18 protein-coding genes are annotated in these 18,293 nt (G+C 54.1%); 14 read left to right on the forward strand and 4 right to left on the reverse strand.

Translation table 11 applies throughout. The features are described from left to right. The first annotated feature begins 156 nt into the window (after positions 1-156). The 3 genes from HOY33_RS07865 to proY all read left to right on the forward strand — a co-directional run bounded on the left by HOY33_RS07865 (position 157) and on the right by proY (position 4,584). Complete coding sequence (locus HOY33_RS07865) at positions 157-1,263, forward strand: cobalamin-independent methionine synthase II family protein (RefSeq protein ID WP_172289664.1); 1,107 nt, start codon at positions 157-159, stop codon at positions 1,261-1,263. A gap of 564 nt (positions 1,264-1,827) precedes the next feature. Then, complete coding sequence (gene brnQ / locus HOY33_RS07870) at positions 1,828-3,147, forward strand: branched-chain amino acid transport system II carrier protein (RefSeq protein WP_172289665.1); 1,320 nt, start codon at positions 1,828-1,830, stop codon at positions 3,145-3,147. 75 nt (positions 3,148-3,222) lie between these two features. Continuing rightward, on the forward strand, positions 3,223-4,584 hold the full coding sequence (gene proY / locus HOY33_RS07875; RefSeq protein ID WP_172289666.1) for a proline-specific permease ProY: 1,362 nt from the start codon (positions 3,223-3,225) through the stop codon (positions 4,582-4,584). A gap of 16 nt (positions 4,585-4,600) precedes the next feature. Here proY and HOY33_RS07880 read toward each other — a convergent pair whose 3' ends face one another. The 3 genes from HOY33_RS07880 to HOY33_RS07890 form a co-directional block, all read right to left on the reverse strand. Continuing rightward, complete coding sequence (locus HOY33_RS07880) at positions 4,601-5,860, reverse strand: mechanosensitive ion channel family protein (RefSeq protein ID WP_172289667.1); 1,260 nt, start codon at positions 5,858-5,860, stop codon at positions 4,601-4,603. Positions 5,861-5,992: 132 nt separating this feature from the next. Continuing rightward, on the reverse strand, positions 5,993-6,595 hold the full coding sequence (locus tag HOY33_RS07885; RefSeq protein ID WP_172289668.1) for a peroxiredoxin C: 603 nt from the start codon (positions 6,593-6,595) through the stop codon (positions 5,993-5,995). Between the two features lie 213 nt (positions 6,596-6,808). Next, positions 6,809-7,390 carry an ACP phosphodiesterase gene (locus tag HOY33_RS07890; protein WP_172290020.1) on the reverse strand — a complete coding sequence of 194 codons (582 nt, stop codon included), beginning with the start codon at positions 7,388-7,390 and terminating at the stop codon, positions 6,809-6,811. A 113-nt stretch (positions 7,391-7,503) separates the two neighbouring features. Between HOY33_RS07890 and queA the strand changes: the two genes are divergently transcribed. From queA to secF, 5 genes are all read left to right on the forward strand, one after another. Then, complete coding sequence (queA, locus tag HOY33_RS07895) at positions 7,504-8,586, forward strand: tRNA preQ1(34) S-adenosylmethionine ribosyltransferase-isomerase QueA (RefSeq protein ID WP_172289669.1); 1,083 nt, start codon at positions 7,504-7,506, stop codon at positions 8,584-8,586. 92 nt (positions 8,587-8,678) lie between these two features. Further along, complete coding sequence (gene tgt / locus HOY33_RS07900; protein WP_172289670.1) at positions 8,679-9,821, forward strand: tRNA guanosine(34) transglycosylase Tgt; 1,143 nt, start codon at positions 8,679-8,681, stop codon at positions 9,819-9,821. An 83-nt stretch (positions 9,822-9,904) separates the two neighbouring features. Next, positions 9,905-10,237, forward strand: coding sequence for a preprotein translocase subunit YajC (gene yajC, locus HOY33_RS07905; protein ID WP_048635837.1), 333 nt, complete (start codon positions 9,905-9,907; stop codon positions 10,235-10,237). A gap of 27 nt (positions 10,238-10,264) precedes the next feature. Continuing rightward, positions 10,265-12,112 (forward strand): protein translocase subunit SecD, encoded by a 1,848-nt coding sequence (secD, locus tag HOY33_RS07910; protein ID WP_172289671.1) that lies wholly within the window; start codon positions 10,265-10,267, stop codon positions 12,110-12,112. A 10-nt stretch (positions 12,113-12,122) separates the two neighbouring features. Continuing rightward, positions 12,123-13,091 carry a protein translocase subunit SecF gene (gene secF, locus HOY33_RS07915; protein WP_172289672.1) on the forward strand — a complete coding sequence of 323 codons (969 nt, stop codon included), beginning with the start codon at positions 12,123-12,125 and terminating at the stop codon, positions 13,089-13,091. A 76-nt stretch (positions 13,092-13,167) separates the two neighbouring features. Here secF and HOY33_RS07920 read toward each other — a convergent pair whose 3' ends face one another. After that, a complete protein-coding gene (locus HOY33_RS07920) occupies positions 13,168-13,740 on the reverse strand; it encodes a DUF3251 domain-containing protein (protein ID WP_172289673.1) in 573 nt (190 codons plus the stop codon). A 279-nt stretch (positions 13,741-14,019) separates the two neighbouring features. Between HOY33_RS07920 and nrdR the strand changes: the two genes are divergently transcribed. The 6 genes from nrdR (at position 14,020) to pgpA (ending at position 18,284) form a co-directional block, all read left to right on the forward strand. Then, positions 14,020-14,475, forward strand: a complete 456-nt coding sequence (gene nrdR, locus HOY33_RS07925; RefSeq protein ID WP_172289674.1) for a transcriptional regulator NrdR — start codon at positions 14,020-14,022, stop codon at positions 14,473-14,475. Between the two features lie 34 nt (positions 14,476-14,509). Then, entirely contained in the window at positions 14,510-15,625 is a 1,116-nt protein-coding gene (gene ribD / locus HOY33_RS07930) for a bifunctional diaminohydroxyphosphoribosylaminopyrimidine deaminase/5-amino-6-(5-phosphoribosylamino)uracil reductase RibD (protein ID WP_172289675.1), read from the forward strand. Between the two features lie 141 nt (positions 15,626-15,766). Continuing rightward, a complete protein-coding gene (ribE, locus tag HOY33_RS07935) occupies positions 15,767-16,243 on the forward strand; it encodes a 6,7-dimethyl-8-ribityllumazine synthase (RefSeq protein WP_172289676.1) in 477 nt (158 codons plus the stop codon). Positions 16,244-16,267: 24 nt separating this feature from the next. Then, positions 16,268-16,687 (forward strand): transcription antitermination factor NusB, encoded by a 420-nt coding sequence (gene nusB / locus HOY33_RS07940; protein ID WP_172289677.1) that lies wholly within the window; start codon positions 16,268-16,270, stop codon positions 16,685-16,687. Between the two features lie 123 nt (positions 16,688-16,810). Further along, the gene (thiL, locus tag HOY33_RS07945) at positions 16,811-17,791 is read left to right on the forward strand and encodes a thiamine-phosphate kinase (protein ID WP_172289678.1); all 981 of its coding nucleotides are present in this window, start codon (positions 16,811-16,813) and stop codon (positions 17,789-17,791) included. Then, the gene (gene pgpA / locus HOY33_RS07950; protein ID WP_172289679.1) at positions 17,766-18,284 is read left to right on the forward strand and encodes a phosphatidylglycerophosphatase A; all 519 of its coding nucleotides are present in this window, start codon (positions 17,766-17,768) and stop codon (positions 18,282-18,284) included. Before thiL ends, pgpA begins: the two co-directional genes overlap by 26 nt. Positions 18,285-18,293 lie beyond the last annotated feature (9 nt).

The raw sequence follows: 18,293 nt of genomic DNA on the forward strand, positions 1-18,293 counted from the left end.
ATGACAGGATAAATGCCAACTTTAGACGTCCAGATGGCTGATTTTGCTTTCAAGGTGACTATCCCGTCAGTTACTACGCCATAATGGAATATCTCACAACGAAACTATTTGCCGCTCATCCTCTGTTGATGCACCGGCGGCTTGTCAGGAGCAACAATGGCTAAATCACTTCCCCCTTTTCGTGCCGATGTGGTCGGCAGTTTGCTGCGTCCCGCGGCAATCAAACAGGCTCGCTTACAGTATCAGTCCGGTGAGATTGATGGGGCGCAGCTGCGCGAAATAGAAGATCGGGAAATTCTCCGGCTGGTCGAGCGGCAGCGTGAAACGGGCTTGCAGGTCGTCACGGATGGTGAATTGCGCCGCGCCTGGTGGCATTTTGATTTCTTTGCCGAACTGAACGGGGTTGAACGTTATGAGGCGGAGCAGGGCATTCAATTTAACGGGATTCAGACCAAGTCACATGCTATCCGGGTGACGAAAAAAGTAAGCTTCAATCACCAGCACCCTATGTTGGAGGATTTTCGTTATCTAAATAGTATTTCAGGCGATGCGGTGGCGAAAATGACCATCCCCAGCCCCAGCGTGCTGCATTTCCGCGGCGGTCGTAAAGCCATTGACAGCACGGTGTACCCCGATCTGTCCGCCTATTTTGACGATCTGGCGCAAACCTGGCGTGACGCGATCCACGCCTTTTACGCGGCGGGCTGTCGCTACCTGCAACTGGATGACACCGTATGGGCGTACTTGTGTTCCGACGATCAGAAACGACAGATCCGCGAGCGGGGTGAGGATCCCGAACAGCTGGCGCGTATTTATGCCGATGTGTTGAATAAGGCGCTGGCGGATAAACCCGCCGATCTGGTGATTGGTCTGCATGTGTGCCGCGGCAACTTCCGCTCTACCTGGATTTCCGAGGGCGGCTATGAGCCAGTGGCGAAAATATTGTTCGGTGAAGTCAACGCAGATGCCTTTTTCCTTGAATACGACACCGAACGGGCTGGGGGCTTCGAGCCTTTGCGCTTTATAAAACCGGGCCACCAGCAGGTGGTGCTGGGGTTGATTACCAGCAAAAACGGTGATCTGGAAAGCGTGGAAAGCGTACAGGCGCGTATTGCCGAAGCGGCGAAATACGTCGATATCAACCAGCTTTGTCTCAGCCCGCAGTGCGGTTTTGCTTCCACCGAAGAGGGCAATAGTCTGACGGAAGAGCAGCAGTGGAATAAGTTGAAGCGGGTTGTCGATATTGCCCGTCAGGTGTGGTGATGGGCGGTTAGCCGGTCTTTTTCGCTGTTATAGGCCGCAGCCGGATCGTGAGATCCGGCTGCGGTTGCTGGCAAAGTCGTCTGTAAGTCCGAGATACCCGGGCCTACCGTACCGAGGGGCGCTCCGGCGGCTTATGCCGCTACGGCCCCTCGCCACGCTCTCCCTAATAACGGGCTTTGTCAACGGTCTGAGCCGGATCGTGAGATCCGGCTTTTTTTAAGTAAATAAGATTTATTTATGGCTTAAGCGCGCATTTATAGTGATTATTTTTCGGTTTTATTGCACTAAGTCGTCAATAAATGCACAAATCATGTAGCAAGCAATAAGCGATAAGCAATTTTATCTACCAAATAATTGTCTTGATTTAGTCAAAAACTCTGCTTTTTAGATTGTGTCTTGTCTTTTTCCGCTATAAACGTTTTACTTACCCCCCAATATGGCTGTGCGCCAAAATATAATTCCAATAAATCTGCTTATGAGCATGCGAACGCCCGTCGTGACGAACGGCGATCAGCAGCACAGTTCTCCTTTTCTATCGATTGATACAGGCAACACGACATAACTATGAGTCATCGTTTAACGTCCAAAGATATCGTGGCATTAGGTTTTATGACCTTTGCCTTGTTTGTCGGCGCGGGGAATATCATTTTTCCGCCGATGGTGGGGTTACAGGCGGGTGAACACGTCTGGGTAGCCGCGTTTGGCTTTCTGCTTACCGCCGTCGGTTTGCCGGTGCTTACTATTGTTGCGCTGGCGCGGGTTGGCGGGGGAATTGATGCATTAAGCTCCCCGATTGGCAAGAAAGCGGGCGTGGTATTGGCGACGGTTTGTTATCTGGCCGTAGGCCCGCTGTTTGCGACGCCGCGTACCGCTACCGTATCGTTCGAGGTAGGCATTGCCCCGCTGGTGGGAAATGGCGCTGCTCCGTTATTAATTTATAGCCTGATCTATTTTGCGATTGTTATCGCAATCTCGCTGTATCCCGGGCGTTTGTTGGATACGGTGGGGCATGTGCTGGCGCCGTTGAAAATAGCCGCGCTGGCCGTGCTGGGTATTGCCGCGGTCATGTGGCCGGCGGGTTCGCCCCTTCCGGCGATTGATACCTATCAGCATGTGCCGTTTTCCAACGGGTTTGTGAATGGCTATCTCACCATGGATACGCTGGGTGCGATGGTGTTCGGCATTGTTATCGTTAATGCGGCGCGCTCGCGCGGGGTCGAAAGCGCTAAACTGCTTACCCGCTATACCGTGTGGGCCGGGTTGATTGCGGGCATCGGTTTGGCGCTGGTGTACCTGAGTCTGTTCCAATTAGGTTCTGTCAGCGGCGTGCTGGTGCCGGAAGCGCAAAATGGGGCTGAAATTCTGCATGCCTACGTTCAGCATACGTCCGGGAATGTGGGAAGCAGCTTCCTGTCTCTGTTGATCTTTATCGCCTGCATGGTCACGGCGGTTGGCCTGACGTGCGCCTGCGCCGAGTTCTTCGCCCAGTATCTGCCGTTTTCATACCGCACGCTGGTATTTATACTGGGCGGCTTCTCCATGGTGGTGTCAAACCTGGGTTTAAGCCATCTGATTCAGCTTTCCATCCCGGTGCTGACGGCGATCTATCCGCCTTGTATCGTCCTGGTTTTACTGAGTTTTACGCGGCAATGGTGGAATAATTATTCGCGTATTGTGGCGCCGGTGATGTTAATCAGTCTGTTGTTCGGCATGATTGATGGTATAAAATCGTCGACTTTCAAATCGTTGCTGCCCGAGTGGAGTCTGAACCTGCCGCTGAGTGAGCAGGGCCTGGCCTGGTTGCCGCCTTCATTAGTGATTTTGCTGGCAGCGGTGATTTACGATCGGCTGTGTAGCCGTCAGGAAGTCACGGTACATCAATAATACGGTGAGTTTTTGATCTAGCACCACAGGCCATTGCCTGTGGTTTTTTCTTTTGTAAAACAGGGTTGCTTATTTATGGAACAACAATCCACTAAGCTCAAGCGTGGGTTAAGTACGCGGCATATCCGTTTTATCGCCTTGGGTTCGGCGATCGGTACCGGTCTTTTTTATGGTTCAGCCAGCGCCATCCAGATGGCGGGGCCCAGCGTTTTGCTGGCTTATCTGATTGGCGGACTCGTCGCTTACATTATTATGCGGGCGCTGGGTGAAATGTCGGTCAACAACCCGCAATCCAGCTCTTTTTCCCGCTACGCGCAGGATTATCTCGGGCCTTTGGCGGGCTATATCACCGGCTGGACTTACTGCTTTGAGATGCTGATTGTCGCCATCGCCGATGTCACGGCATTTGGTATTTACATGGGCGTCTGGTTTCCGGCCGTTCCCCACTGGGTTTGGGTACTCAGCGTGGTGCTGATCATCGGGGCGATTAACCTGATGAACGTAAAAGTGTTCGGCGAACTGGAGTTCTGGCTGTCCTTTTTCAAAGTCGCCACCATTATCATCATGATCGTCGCCGGGATTGGCATCATCGTCTGGGGCATTGGCAACGGCGGCGAGCCGACGGGCATTCATAACCTGTGGACCAACGGCGGGTTTTTCAGTAACGGCGTGATGGGCATGATCCTGTCGCTGCAACTGGTGATGTTCGCCTATGGCGGGGTGGAAATCATCGGTATCACCGCCGGTGAGGCCAAAGATCCGCAAAAATCTATCCCACGCGCCATCAATTCCGTGCCCTGGCGCATTCTGGTGTTCTATGTGGGTACGCTGTTTGTGATCATGTCGATTTATCCGTGGGATCAGGTGGGCACCAACGGCAGCCCGTTTGTGCTGACGTTCCAGCATATGGGGATTACTGCGGCGGCCGGTATCCTGAATTTTGTGGTGATCACCGCCTCACTGTCGGCGATCAACAGCGATGTGTTTGGCGTTGGGCGTATGCTGCACGGCATGGCGGGACAAGGCCATGCGCCAAAAGCCTTCACCCGGGTGTCTAAACGAGGTATTCCGTGGGTAACGGTCGTGGTGATGATGTCGGCGCTGCTGGTGGCGGTCTATCTGAACTACATTATGCCGGGCAAAGTCTTTCTGGTTATCGCTTCGCTGGCAACCTTCGCCACCGTCTGGGTGTGGATCATGATCCTGTGCTCCCAAATCGCTTTCCGCCGCAGTTTAAGCCGCGAAGCGGTGAAGTCGCTGGCCTTTCCGCTGCGCGGCGGTGTGGCGACCTCGGTGTTCGGCATCGTTTTCCTGTTGTTTATCATCGGTCTGATCGGTTATTTCCCTGCGACCCGCGTTTCCCTGTATGTCGGCCTGATCTGGATTGCGCTGCTGCTGGCGGGCTATGTGATTAAGATAAAACGTCAGCAAAAGTAAGATAAAAAGCGGGCGTTCATGCCCGCTGCGCCATGACCCGCATATCATTGCCGGTTGGGGTTTGATGCACGCGCAGATCGAACTCGGGCAGGATGGCGAAAATGTGATCGAAGATATCCGACTGGATGCTTTCATATTCCACCCAGGCGGTGGTATTGGTAAAGGCGTAGATCTCCAGCGGCAGCCCTTCCGGCGTGGGAGCCAACTGGCGCACCATCAGCGTCATCCCCTTGTGGATCCCCGGATGTGCGCGTAGATAGGCCTGAAGATAGGCGCGGAATGTCCCAAGGTTAGTCAGCCGGCGGCCGTTCAGCGGTGAAGCAAGGTCGGCATCCGTTTGCGCATTATGGCGTTCCAGTTCACTGGTTTTATTCTGGATATACGGCGACAGCAGCTTGCTGCGTATCAGCCGCGCCTGTTCTTCCTCCGTCATGAAATGCACGCTGGTGGTGTCGATATTTACGCTGCGCTTGATGCGTCGTCCGCCGGATTCAGACATGGAACGCCAGTTTTTGAATGAGTCGGAAATCAGCGCGTAGGTGGGAATGGTGGTGATGGTATTGTCCCAGTTTTTGACTTTGACCGTGGTCAGACCGATGTCCGTCACCGCGCCGTCGGCCCCGTATTTCGGCATCTCCAGCCAGTCGCCCAGCGATAGCATATCATTGGCTGAGAGCTGGATCCCCGCGACCAGCCCCATAATGGGATCTTTGAAGACCAACATCAAAACGGCGGTCATGGCGCCCAACCCGCTGATCAGCAGCAGCGGCGATTTTCCTATCAGTAACGAAACCACCATAATGCCAATCACTATCGTGGCGATCAGTTTCAGACTTTGAAACAGCCCCCGCAGCGGCAGTTGTGTGGCGATTTTGGCGCGTGAAGAGACCGCGAGCAAGATATCCAGCAGGGAAAACAGCACCAGCAAAGCAAAAACCATAATCCAGACTTGAGAAGCGATCACCAGCGCTTCACGCGTTTCGCTTTGCGCCGGTAACCACAGCACGACCTGAATGTTAAGAATGATCCCCTGTAACAGGAAAGCGAAGCGGTTAAACAGACCGTGCTGCGTGAGTGCCGACTTCCAGCCGGATGGGGCGCCGGTTCCGGGTTTATTCAGCGAGCGTACGATGATCCGTTTTAGCACCACCTGATGCAAAATAAGATGAATGACCGCAGAGACCAGAAGTATCAGCCCCAGAACAATCAGTAGCGCAATCATGCCGGCGTATTGCACTCCCGCATTTTCCAGCCACAGCGTCAGATTCTGTTGCATGTCTTCTCCTTTTGTTTTGACTGAACGTGTATCAAGGGATAATAGCGTTGAATAAAAAAGCAATGGATATAAAAAAGCCAGTCGCGTTGGCGACTGGCTTTTATGATTGATAAACCACCGACCGGTGAAATATTACAGTTTGTCGGCGTTTTCAGACAGGTATTTCGCGACGCCGTCCGGAGATGCGCCCATACCGGATTTGCCTTTTTCCCACTGAGCCGGGCACACTTCGCCGTGTTCTTCGTGGAATTGCAGCGCGTCGACCATACGCAGCATTTCATCAACGTTACGACCCAGCGGCAGATCGTTCACCACCTGATGACGAACAATGCCTTCTTTGTCGATCAGGAACGATCCGCGCAGCGCCACGCCGGCATCCGGGTGCTCGATACCGTAAGCTTTCTGGATCTCACGTTTAACATCGGCAACCATGGCATATTTCACTTCGCCGATGCCGCCTTTATCGACCGGGGTGTTACGCCACGCGTTATGCACGAATTCTGAGTCGAAAGAAACACCAACCACTTCAACGCCGCGTTTCTGGAACTCCGCGTAACGGTGATCGAACGCAATCAGTTCTGACGGACAAACAAAGGTGAAATCCATCGGCCAGAAGAAGATCACCGCCGGCTTACCGCTGATGTGTTTTTTCAGGTTGAAATTTTCAACGATTTCGCCACTGCCGAGAACGGCTGCGGCGGTGAAGTCAGGGGCTTGACGAGTTACCAGGACCATAATTACTCCTGTAAATAATTGTTTATATTGGATTGATGTGAAAAACATCAATAAGTATAGGGATTTCGCCGGTATGAATACAGTCAAACAGACCAATCGATAAGATAGGTTTCAGCTATTAAACCAATAGGCAATATATATCAAAGTCTTATATTGTCCTTTGCCTTTAAAAGGGTAAATACCGTCGGGCAACGTGATAATCAACCCGCCGTTTTATAGCTGCCGTGTCTTCGCCAGCAGCATCATCCGTGGATAGAACTGCCAGAAAAGTGTTTCAAATTGAGGGTAATGTCGCTCGATATCGCTAAATGAACCGGAAAGCGCCGCCAGTTTGGGGCGACGCACCGACATTCTGTGCAGCACATCGGCAATAAACGGCAATTCGGCATAACGTTCCAGCCAGCGTTCCGGCCAGAGGTAATGATTCAGATGCTGAAAGCGTTCGGGCGTTTGCGCCAGATGCGGCGTAATGCACGATTGCGCCTGACGGACAAATAAAGACAACGACATGCCGGGTTCCAACTGTCGCCAATGTCTCGCCAGAAAGTGATCCCACAGCACATCAAGGGTAATTGGCGCCACCCGCCGATAATCATCGCTGAAATACTGACGCGCCTGTTTGACTTCCGACAGGCTATCGGTCAGGACATCAACCCGCCGGTGTAAACGAATGCCGGCGACGATATCGTCGGCATAGCTGTCCTGAGGATTGCCGCGAACGAAATCCGCCATCAGGTTGCCTAGCAACGAACTGTCGGCCAGCGTGGCTAAATGGAGATGAGCAAGAAAATTCATCGCGACAGTATAATGCATTCTACGACTTGGGTGCTTATTTCTTGCAGCCATGCGCTTGCGGCTCTAGACTAGGCCGCCCTTTTTTAATGTGTTAACCAGCTAAGTGAATTGTCATGCGTGTTGCCGATTTTTCGTTTGAACTTCCTGAATCATTAATCGCCCATTATCCACAGGCTCAGCGCAGCGGTTGTCGCCTGTTGTCGCTGGACGGGCCGACGGGAAATCTGACGCACGGCGTGTTTACCGATTTGTTGGATAAGCTGGATGCCGGCGATCTGCTGGTGTTTAACAATACGCGGGTGATCCCGGCCCGCTTGTTTGGTCGCAAAGCCAGCGGCGGCAAGCTGGAGGTGCTGGTCGAGCGTGTGCTGGATGAGCATCGGGTGCTGGCCCATGTCCGCGCGTCCAAAGCGCCAAAACCCGGGGCCGAGCTGTTGCTGGGCGATGACGAGAGCGTCAGGGCGACGATGGCCGTCCGTCACGACGCCTTGTTTGAACTGCATTTTGACGATGACCGCGACGTGTTGACGATCCTGAATGATATCGGACATATCCCGCTGCCGCCCTATATCGATCGGCCGGACGAAGCGGCCGATCGCGAGCTTTATCAGACGGTTTACAGCCAGCGGCCGGGTGCGGTGGCGGCGCCCACCGCCGGCCTGCATTTTGATGAACCGATGCTGGCGGCTTTGCGCGACAAAGGCGTGGAAATGGCGTTTGTCACCCTGCACGTCGGCGCCGGGACGTTTCAGCCGGTACGCGTCGAGACCATCGAAGATCACGTTATGCATGCCGAATACGCCGAAGTGCCGCAGGCGGTGGTAGAGGCGGTTCTGGCCTGCAAAGCGCGGGGCAATCGCGTGATTGCCGTGGGCACCACCTCGGTTCGTTCGCTGGAGAGCGCCGCCCAGGCCAGTAAGGATGCGCTTATCGCACCTTTTTTCGGCGATACCCGTATTTTTATCTATCCTGGTTATCACTACCGGATTATCGACGCGCTGGTCACCAATTTCCATCTGCCGGAATCGACATTGATCATGCTGGTGTCGGCTTTTGCCGGCTACCGACACACGATGGCGGCCTACCGGCAGGCGGTGGCCGAGCAATACCGGTTTTTCAGCTACGGCGACGCCATGTTTATCACGCGCAATCCTGCCGCTGAGCAAGAGAATGTGGCGTCACCGCCCGATCTCTGATTTATATCCGCGCCGCAGACCAGGTTCTGTCAGGCGTTCGACAGGCATTATCAATAGCAACATCAGACTGTTTTTCTGATGCTGGAGGTGAAGTGAAATACGAATTACAAAAAACCGATGGCCGGGCGCGTCGCGGCAGATTGATTTTTGAGCGCGGCGTGGTGGAAACCCCGGCATTTATGCCGGTGGGCACGTACGGTACGGTCAAAGGCATGACGCCGGAAGAAGTCAAAGACACCGGCGCGCAGATTCTGCTGGGAAACACTTTCCACCTGTGGCTGCGCCCCGGGCAGGAAATCATGAAGCTGCACGGCGATTTACATGACTTTATGCAGTGGCATGGCCCGATCCTCACGGACTCCGGCGGTTTTCAGGTATTTAGCCTGGGCGATATCCGCAAGATCACCGAAGAAGGCGTGCATTTCCGCAACCCCATCAACGGCGATTCAATTTTCCTCAGCCCGGAAAAGTCGATGGAAATCCAGTACGATCTGGGTTCTGACGTGGTGATGATCTTTGACGAATGTACCCCTTATCCCGCCGACTGGGATTACGCCAAGCGCTCGATGGAAATGTCCCTGCGCTGGGCGAAACGCTGCCGTCAGCGTTTTGACGAACTGAATAACAAGAATGCGTTGTTCGGTATTATTCAGGGCAGCGTTTACGAAGATTTACGTGACGTATCGGTAAAAGGACTGGTAGACATTGGCTTTGATGGGTACGCTGTGGGCGGTTTGGCAGTGGGTGAACCGAAAGCGGATATGCACCGTATTTTGGAGCATGTTTGCCCGCAGATCCCGGCCGACAAGCCGCGTTATCTGATGGGCGTCGGCAAACCGGAAGATTTGGTGGAAGGCGTCCGTCGCGGTATTGATATGTTTGACTGCGTCATGCCGACGCGCAACGCGCGCAACGGTCATTTGTTCGTCACTGACGGCGTGGTGAAAATCCGTAATGCGAAGCATAAGGATGATGTTCGCCCGCTTGATGACCACTGTGATTGCTATACGTGTCGCAATTATAGCCGCGCTTACTTGCATCATCTCGACCGTTGCAACGAAATACTCGGCGCAAGACTCAATACCATTCATAATTTGCGTTATTATCAACGTCTGATGGCGGGTTTACGTCAGGCCATCGAAGAGGGTAAATTAGAACGCTTTGTGGTGGATTTTTACCAACGGATAGGCAAACCGATTCCACCGCTTGTTGAAGATGTGTCTAATAGCAACTGACAATCAGCCTTAGTGTGATTTTTATATTATTCACTTTTGTAATATTGATAACTTATCTTTTTGATAACAAAGAGGAAATTTAAATGAGTCTTTTTATCTCCGATGCTGTAGCAGCGACTGGCGCTCCGGCTCAGGGAAGCCCGTACTCTCTGGTTATTATGCTGGCCGTTTTTGGTCTGATTTTCTACTTTATGATCCTGCGTCCGCAGCAAAAGCGCGCCAAGGAGCATAAAAAGTTAATGGATTCCATCAGCAAGGGTGATGAAGTCTTGACCACCGGCGGTCTGGTCGGGCGCGTAACCAAAGTGTCTGAGACTGGCTACATAGCCATTGCGTTGAATGATACCAACGAAGTGGTTATCAAACGTGATTTCGTGGCTGCCGTGCTGCCGAAGGGCACTATTAAAGCCCTGTAATTTTTGATTTTCCCGAAGGGAACTGCCGTGTTAAACCGTTATCCTTTGTGGAAGTACCTGATGCTGATCGTGGCTTTGGTCATTGGTCTGCTCTATGCGCTTCCTAACCTGTATGGTGAGGATCCGGCGGTACAAGTTACTGGCGCGCGGGGAACCGCCGCCAGCGAAACGACGCTGATCCAAGTCCAGAATGTATTACAAGAGCAAAATATCGCCAGTAAGTCGATTGCATTGGAAGATGGTGCGATTTTGGCTCGCTTCTCCAATCCGGACATTCAGATCCGTGCCCGTGAAGCCCTCCTGAGTGAACTGGGCGATAAATTTGTTGTAGCGCTCAATCTGGCGCCGGCCACCCCGACATGGTTGCGTGTCCTGGGGGCGGAGCCGATGAAGCTCGGCCTCGATCTGCGCGGCGGCGTTCACTTTCTGATGGAAGTGGATATGGACACCGCGTTGGGCAAGCTGCAAGAACAATCGATGGATTCCCTGCGCAGCGATTTGCGCGAGCAAAACATTCCTTACGCCGCGATACGTAAAATCGATAATTACGGCGTTGAAGTTCGTTTCCGCGATGCGCAAACGCGTGATAGCGGGGTGAGTCACCTGAGCTCTCGTCACCGCGATCTGGTCATCAGCGCCAGCGGCAGCAATCTGTTGCGGGCGGTAATGAGCGATGAGCGCCTGCGTGAATCGCGTGAATATGCGGTTCAGCAAAATATCAATATCTTGCGTAACCGTGTCAACCAGCTTGGCGTTGCGGAACCGTTGGTGCAGCGTCAGGGCGCCGACCGCATCGTGGTTGAATTGCCTGGTATTCAGGACACCGCCCGGGCGAAAGAGATTCTGGGCGCCACGGCGACGCTGGAATTCCGTCTGGTGAACAGCGACGCCGATGCGACCGCCGCCGCCAATGGCCGCGTGCCGGGCGATTCCGAAGTGAAACACATGCGCGATGGTGCGCCGGTGGTGCTGTTTAAGCGCGTGATCCTGACCGGCGATCACATCACCGATTCCACTTCAAGCAACGACGAGTACAACCGACCGCAGGTGAACATTTCGCTGGACAGCGCGGGCGGCAACACCATGTCCAACTTCACCAAAGACAGTATCGGCAAGCTGATGGCGACGCTGTTTGTTGAATACAAAGACAGCGGCAAGAAAGACGCCAACGGCCGGGCGATTCTGGAGAAACAGGAAGAGGTGATCAACGTGGCGACCATTCAGTCACGTCTGGGCAACAGCTTCCGTATTACCGGCATTGATAACCCCAACGAAGCGCGTCAACTGTCTTTGTTACTGCGCGCCGGCGCGTTGATCGCCCCGATCCAGATTGTGGAAGAACGCACCATCGGGCCGACGCTGGGGATGCAGAACATTACCCAGGGGCTGGAGGCCTGTCTGTGGGGGCTGGTCGCATCAATCGTCTTTATGGTGGTTTACTACCGTAAATTCGGCGTGATTGCGACAACCGCGCTGGTGGCGAACCTGGTGTTGATCGTCGGCGTCATGTCTCTGCTGCCGGGGGCGACGCTAACCATGCCGGGGATTGCCGGTATCGTATTGACGCTGGCGGTGGCCGTTGACGCCAACGTGCTGATCAACGAACGTATCAAGGAAGAACTGAGAAACGGACGCAGCGTCCAGCAGGCGATTCATGAGGGTTATAAGGGCGCATTCTCCAGTATCGTGGATGCCAACCTGACCACCCTGATCACCGCCATTATCCTTTACGCTGTGGGAACGGGTTCGATCAAAGGTTTTGCCATCACGACGGCAATCGGGGTAGCTACCTCGATGTTTACGGCGATCGTCGGTACTCGTGCCATCGTTAACCTGCTTTACGGCGGCAAACGCATTAACAAGCTGTCTATCTGAGGAGTGCGTTGTGGCACAGGATTATACTGTTGAACAACTGAACTACGGACGCCGGGTTCATGACTTTATGCGTTGGGACAACGTCGCGTTTTTGATTTCAGGAACGCTGTTGATCCTTTCGTTAATTGTGATGGGCGTACGGGGTTTTAACTGGGGATTGGATTTCACCGGCGGTACGGTGATTGAGATCAATCTCGAAAAGCCAGCCGATCTGGATCTGATCCGTGATTCGCTGGAGCAAGCCGGGTTTCACGATCCGCTGATCCAGAACTTTGGCAGCAGCCGCGACGTGATGGTGCGGATGCCGCCGAGTATCGGCACCTCCGGTCAGGAGCTTGGCAACCGCGTATTGAGCGTGATCAATCAGGGCACTGAACAGCACGCGACGGTAAAACGGATTGAGTTCGTCGGTCCCAGCGTGGGGAGCGATTTAGCCCAGGCGGGGGGGATGGCGTTGCTGAGCGCGCTGATCTGTATCCTGATTTATGTCGGCTTCCGTTTTGAATGGCGGCTGGCGTTAGGGGCGGTGATAGCGCTGGCGCATGACGTCATTATCACCATGGGTGTGCTGTCGCTCTTCAAGATAGAGATCGACCTGACGATTGTCGCATCGCTGATGTCGGTCATCGGTTACTCGCTGAACGACAGTATTGTGGTCTCTGACCGTATCCGTGAGAATTTTCGTAAAATTCGCCGCGGTACGCCGTATGAGATTATGAACGTCTCTCTGACGCAAACGCTGAGCCGTACCATTATGACGTCGGCAACCACCCTGGTGGTGGTGCTGATGCTGTACATTTTCGGCGGCGCGATGCTGGAAGGGTTCTCGCTGGCGATGCTGATCGGCGTCTCGATCGGTACGGTATCCTCGATCTATGTGGCTTCCGCGCTAGCGCTGAAGCTGGGGATGAAGCGCGAACACCTGCTGGTGCAGAAGGTGGAAAAAGAGGGCGCCGATCAACCCTCATTACTGCCGTAAGCGTTCGGTATAGCCTAATAAAAAACCCCATTTTGGGGTTTTTTTTCGTCGGAAGAATGCCTGTCGGCGCTAAAAATCAAGGTGCGTCAATGCTGGCGACCGGGGGCGAGGTCTGTTCTTCCCGCAGGATGTTATGCAACCGAATAAATCCCAGTTGTTCCGGCGATACTCCGCTGAGCCGCAGTTCAATCGCCGCCTCGGGTTTTGGCAACAGCGACGGTGAAAAAATCAAAGCCTGTGTCTGCATATCGCTGGTTAACGGCTTGCCGCTGACGGGATCGAGTTGGCCCCAATCGAGCTGAGCGCTGAACGCGGGCAACAGACCGTTGTCGATAAGACGGATATGCAGCAGCGCGCGGGTGCCGTTGGCCTCGGTTTCGACATTGCTGAGCGATACGCCAAGTTGGCCGATACTGCTTTGCACGATTGCGCCGTCTTGCGCGGCAGGCAGCAAATAAACGCCGGAGGTTGATTGCGCATTCAGCGCATTTTGCTGTTCCAGCAGCGTTGCCCGATCGGTCAATGTTCGTAACTGCTGATTTAACTGACCCAACTGATTCTGTAACTGTGGCAAAGGGCGTTGTTGCGCGCAGCCAGCCAGGAAAACCATTGCCGGCAACATAGCCAGCATGCGGTATCGGGTTATCATTTCTGTTTTTCCCCTTCGAGGTTTTACTTACTAATCCTTCGGTTGCCTTTATTGATAGTGTAGTCGTGATTACGGGCAAGTTATAGACCCGTCATCTTTCAAGTCGCCGGCGTATGGGTTTCCCGCATCTTGCAATCTATTGGGTATAGACGCGCGGGCTTTTTTCAGGCCGACGCCTGAGCGTGCGAGGCTGTTCGCAACAATGTTCAGGAGTTTTGGTTAGTCTATTAATTCAGGGTAAACTGTCTTTCTGTGAAGGATTAGTGGTCAGGAGACATCATGCATTGCCCGTTTTGTTCCGCTGTTGATACCAAAGTCATTGATTCCCGCCTGGTCGGCGAAGGTTCGCAGGTTCGCCGCCGCCGGCAGTGTCTGGTTTGCAATGAACGTTTTACCACCTTTGAAGTCGCGGAGCTGGTTATGCCCCGAGTGGTGAAAAGCAACGATGTGCGCGAACCTTTTAATGAAGATAAATTGCGCAGCGGTATGCTTAAAGCGTTGGAGAAAAGGCCGGTCAGTTCTGATGATGTTGAAATGGCGATTAATCATATTAAATCCCAACTGCGAGCGACCGGCGAGCGTGAGGTGATGGCGAAAATGATCGGCGGCCTGGTGATGGATGCGCTGAAAAAGCTGGATAAAGTGGCTTATATCCGCTTTGCCTCGGTGTATCGCAGCTTTGAGGATATTCGGGAATTCGGCGAAGAGATCGCTCGCCTACAGGATAAGGCATGATACGGCCGGGGCGTCAGAGATGAGAAGCGCGGGAATGGTGAGTCCACAAGACGAATTCTATATGGCGCGGGCGCTTGAACTGGCGCGGCGCGGCAGTTTTACGACGGCGCCTAACCCCAATGTCGGTTGCGTGATAGTCAGGGAGGGGCGGATCGTCGGCGAGGGTTACCATGTACGGGCCGGCGAGCCTCATGCGGAAGTTCACGCATTGCGGATGGCCGGCGAGTTGGCTCGCGGCGCAACCGCGTATGTCACGCTGGAACCATGCAGTCACCACGGTAGAACGCCTCCTTGCGCCGACGCGCTGATCGCGGCGGGGATCTCGCGCGTGGTCGCCGCCATGCAGGATCCCAATCCGCAGGTGGCCGGTCGCGGGCTACATCGCCTGCAACAGGCGGGGATTACCGTCAGCCATGGTCTGATGATGTCCGAGGCGGAGAACATCAACCTCGGCTTTCTGAAGCGCATGCGCACCGGGTTTCCCTATGTGCGGCTAAAAATGGCCGCGTCGCTGGACGGGCGAACGGCAATGGCCTCGGGGGAAAGCCAGTGGATCACCTCTGCTCAGGCCCGACAGGACGTACAGCGGTTTCGGGCGGAAAGCGCCGCCATTCTGAGCAGCAGCGCCACGGTATTGGCGGATGACCCGTCGCTAACGGTGCGCTGGCAAGAACTGGATGCCGATACGCAGCGGAAGTATAGCGAAGCGGATGTAAGACAGCCCGTGCGTATTATTGTCGATAGCCGGCAACGCGTTACGCCTCATCATCGCCTCATTGCGCAGCCGGGGCGAACCTGGCTGGCGCGCTCGCAAACGGATGAGCAGACATGGCCGGAAACGGTCGAGCAACTGAGACTGCCGCAGCACAATGGCGGCATCGATCTGGTTGCGCTGCTGATGGTGCTGGGGAAACGGCAGATTAATTCGGTATGGGTGGAAGCGGGCGCGAGTCTGGCTGGCGCGTTATTAGCGGCGGGCGTGGTCGACGAACTGATTGTCTACCTTGCCCCAAAACTGTTGGGGGAGAAAGCGCGCGCGCTTTGCGTGCTGCCGGGATTAAGCCGGCTATCGCAAGCGCCCGAATTTGAAATACGTGATGTCCGCCAAATAGGACCGGATTTGCGGCTGCGCTTAAAGCCGAAAAATTAATCGTTTATTATTCTTTCGCTCATGATGTCCGATACGCCCTTTAAATGCGCAAGCGGGGGCCGACAAAACCGGATACGTGGCCGGAAGAATATGATAGAATCCGCCCCCCTGCGGGGTATAAAGACCAGATAAAGGAATGTTATGAACGTTATCGAAGGTGTTGTCGCGACTCCTGATGCCCGCGTGGCGATTGCCATTGCCCGTTTTAACCACTTCATTAACGACAGCCTGTTGGAAGGCGCGATTGATGCCTTAAAGCGCATCGGCCAGGTTAAAGACGAGAATATTACCGTCGTTTGGGTTCCCGGCGCCTATGAACTGCCATTGGCCGTGCGTGCGCTGACCAAGAGCACCCAAAACGGGGGGTATGACGCCGTGGTTGCACTGGGAACGGTTATCCGTGGTGGAACCGCCCATTTCGAATTTGTTGCCGGCGAATGCAGTTCCGGTTTGTCTCATGTCGCCATGACGAGTGAAGTCCCCGTTGCCTTTGGGGTACTGACCACTGAAAGCATTGAGCAGGCGATAGAGCGTGCCGGCACCAAAGCGGGTAATAAAGGCGCTGAAGCCGCCCTGACCGCGCTAGAAATGATTAACGTATTGAAAGCTATCAAGTAAGCCTGATTAAGTAAGGGGAATTCCGTGAAACCTGCTGCTCGTCGCCGCGCCCGTGAATGTGCGGTTCAAGCGCTTTATTCCTGGCAGTTGTCTAAAAACGATATTGCCGATATTGAACTCCAATTCCTGAGCGAGCAGGATGTCAAAGATGTCGACATCACCTATTTCCGTGAGCTGCTGGCGGGGGTTGCCTCCCAGGCTGAAAAGCTGGATCAACTGATGGCGCCCTTCCTGTCCCGTCAACTCGATGAACTGGGTCAGGTGGAAAGAGCCATTCTGCGTTTGGCGATATTTGAACTCAGCAAACGTGAGGATGTTCCTTACAAAGTGGCTATCAACGAGGCCATTGAACTGGCGAAAGTATTTGGTGCAGAGGATAGCCATAAATTTGTGAATGGCGTACTTGATAAAGCCGCGCCCACCGTGCGCAAAGGCAAGAAATAAGTGAGTCAGGGCCGGATATCCGGCCCTGATCTTTTGAATTATCCCCAATAGATTTCAAGATGCGGGAAACCCATACGCCGGCAACTTGAAAGATGACGGGTATAAACGCTGGCTGGAAAGGTTATGGTTAAAGGTGAGTTTGACCTTATTGCCCGCTATTTCAATCGGGTCAGAAGTTCACGCCGGGATGTTGAGTTGGGCATCGGTGACGATTGCGCGTTACTGACGGTCGCAGAGAAACAATTACTGGCGGTAAGTACCGATACATTGGTATCTGGCGTTCATTTTCTGCCTGATATCTCCCCCTCCGATCTGGGTTATAAATCACTGGCGGTGAACTTAAGCGATCTCGCGGCAATGGGCGCCGATCCCGCCTGGCTATCCCTGGCGATTACCCTGCCTGAAAGCAACAGTGACTGGTTGTCGGCCTATAGCGACGGCCTGTTTGAGCTGCTCGATTATTATGGTATGCAGCTCATCGGCGGCGATACCACCCGCGGTCCGCTTAGCCTGACGCTGACGATTTATGGCTTGGTTCCGGCTGGCCGAGCGTTGACCCGCGCCGGCGCCCGAATCGGCGACTGGATCTATGTCACCGGAGCGTTGGGCGACAGCGCCGCCGGCTTGGCGATCTTGCAGAATAAATTGCAGGTTAGCGAGAAGGACGCCCGTCAGGCGCTGATCCGGCGTCATCTGCGCCCGCAGCCCCGAATATTGCAGGGACAGGCGCTGCGGGATTTGGCGAGTTCGGCGATTGATATTTCCGACGGCCTGATTTCTGATTTACAACATGTGCTGAAAGCCAGTGAATGCGGCGCGCGGATCAATCTGGACGCGATCCCTTATTCTGCTTATTTGCGCGATCGCGTGGATGAGGAGCAGGCGCTGCGTTGGGCGCTGTCAGGCGGTGAAGACTATGAACTGTGTTTTACCGTGCCGGAAATCAATCGTGGCGCTCTGGATATCGCATTAGGGCATCTGGGCGCAGATTATACCTGTATTGGGCAAATCGGCCCCTCGTCGGAAGGGTTGCGCTTTTTCCGGGATGAGAAAGAGATTACGTTGAACTGGAAAGGATATGACCATTTTAGCGAACAAAACTAAAGGGTCGCAAACGGCGAAAAGCCGACTGCGTTTACGCAACCCGTGGCACTTGTTGGCGACCGGGTTCGGCAGCGGTTTGTCGCCCTGGATGCCGGGTACGGTAGGGTCATTGGCGGCGATCCCGCTGTGGTATGTGATGTCGTTTCTTCCGCTTGAGCTGTATTCGCTGGTGGTGATGTTCAGCATCTGTATCGGCGTATATCTGTGCCATCAGACAGCTAAAGACATGGGCGTTCACGATCATGGCAGTATCGTCTGGGACGAGTTTGTCGGCATGTGGATAACGTTGATGGCGTTGCCGGCGGATAAATGGCAATGGGTTGCCGCGGGTTTTGTGGTGTTTCGCTGCCTGGATATCTGGAAACCCTGGCCAATCCGCTGGTTTGATCGCAATGTGCACGGCGGGATGGGGATTATGATCGACGACATCGTCGCAGGCGTTATTTCCGCGGGGATTATTTACGGGTTGGGGTATCACTGGCCCGTTTTTTGATCCTCTTTC

Source organism: Brenneria sp. hezel4-2-4, from assembly GCF_013155275.1.
Classification (GTDB): Bacteria; Pseudomonadota; Gammaproteobacteria; order Enterobacterales; family Enterobacteriaceae; genus Brenneria.